The sequence below is a fragment of the Streptomyces mabaensis genome, from assembly GCF_053763515.1.
Window position 1 is genome coordinate 1 of the sequence record NZ_JBSOPZ010000079.1, and the last position, 1,959, is coordinate 1,959.

1 protein-coding gene is annotated in these 1,959 nt (G+C 68.5%); it reads left to right on the forward strand.

Translation table 11 applies throughout. From position 1 onward, the window contains the following. A partial coding sequence (locus ACWV17_RS33770; protein WP_455362662.1) for a non-ribosomal peptide synthetase occupies nucleotides 1-1,959 on the forward strand: 1,959 nt, incomplete at both ends.

The window sequence follows — 1,959 nt, forward strand, 5'->3', positions numbered from 1 at the left end:
AGCGGGTCAGCATCGTAGAGGTACTCGACCCGGCCGAGCGGAAGCGGATCCTGGTCGAGTGGAACGACACCGCCCGGAAAGTACCCGCGGCAACCCTGCCCGAACTGTTCCAGGCCCAGGCCGCAAAGCATCCTGATGCGGTCGCCCTCATGTTCGAGGGCGTGGAACTGAACTATGCGGAGCTCAACGAGCGTGCCAACCGTCTCGCGCGGCTGCTGATCGACCGCGGAGTGGGGCCCGAGTCGCTGGTCGCGGTCATGATGCACCGCTCTCCCGACCTCGTCGTCGCCTTTCTCGCGGTGACGAAGGCAGGCGGCGCCTATCTGCCCATCGACCCGGACTACCCCGCCGAGCGGATCGGCTACGTCCTCGCCGACGCCCGGCCCCTTCTCGTGCTCACCAGCACGGACCTGGCTTCCCGCCTCACCGACAGCCACCCGCTCTACGTGGCCGTCGACGATCCCCGGACCATCACGGCACTCGAGGATTTCGAGGACACCGACCCCACCGACACCGAGCGCCCTACCACCCTGCTGCCCGCCCACCCCGCCTATGTCATCTACACCTCCGGCTCCACCGGTCGGCCGAAGGGTGTGGCCGTCACCCACCGAGGACTGCCGAGCCTGACGGCTGCGCAGGCGCAGGAGTTCGCGATCACAGCAGGCAGCCGGGTGCTGCAGTTCGCCTCGGCGAGTTTCGACGCGTCGGTCTGGGAGACGGTGATGGCCTTGTGCAACGGGGCCTGCCTCGTCTCGGCCGCGCCGCACGACATGCTGCCGGGCCGGGCGCTTGTCCGCCTGGTCGCGGACCGATCGGTCACACACGCCACCCTGCCCCCCGCTGTGCTGGCTCTCCTGGAACCGGACAGTCTGCCGTCGATCACGACCCTCATCACCGCCGGCGAAGCCCTCAGCCAGAACCTCGTTGCCCACTGGGCCGACGGCCGCAGTCTCATCAACGCCTACGGACCGACGGAATCCACCGTCTGCGCCACCACCACCAACCCTCTGCCCGCCAACGGACACAACACCCCGCACATCGGCACGCCCATTACCAACACCCGTGTCTATGTGCTGGACGCGGCTCTGCAGCCGGTTCCGGTCGATGTCGCGGGTGAGTTGTACATCGCCGGCGCGGGACTGGCCCGCGGCTATCTCGGACGGCCGGACCTGACGGCGGAGCGGTTCGTCGCGAACCCCTTCTCCCCGGGTGAGCGGATGTACCGCACCGGCGACCTCGCACGCTGGAACACCGACGGTCAGCTCGAATACCTTGGGCGGACCGATGACCAGGTGAAGATCCGGGGTTTCCGTATCGAGCTGGGTGAGGTCGAGGCGGCGCTGACTGCGCATCCGTCGGTGGCCCAGGCAGCGGTGATGGTGCGTGAGGACCGCCCCGGGGATAAGCGTCTGGTCGGCTACCTCGTCCCCAACGGCGGCAGCACACCCCAGGCGGACAGTGCCGCGCTGCGCGCCCATCTCGGCGCGACGCTGCCGGAGCACATGGTGCCGTCAGCGCTGGTGGTCCTGGACGCTCTGCCCCTGACAGCCAACGGCAAGGTGGATCGCAAGGCCCTGCCCGCTCCGGACTACCAGGCAGTCGACAGTGGGCGGGAGCCGTCGACGGTGCAGGAGAAGATCCTGTGTTCGGTGTTCGCCGAGGTCCTGGGCCTGCCGACGGTCGGCGTGGACGACAACTTCTTCGAACTGGGCGGCCACTCTCTGCTCGCGGTGCAGCTGACCAACAGGATCAGGATGGATCTCGGGGTGGAGGTCGCGATGCGGGCGCTGTTCGAGGCGCCGACCGTGGCCGGACTCGCGCAGCGGCTGACGGATTCGGGTGCGGCACGTCCAGCACTGATGGCGATGACCCGGCCCAAGGCGGTGCCGTTGTCGTTCGCGCAGCAGCGGTTGTGGTTCCTGGGTGAGCTGGAGGGCCCGTCGGCGACGTACAACATTC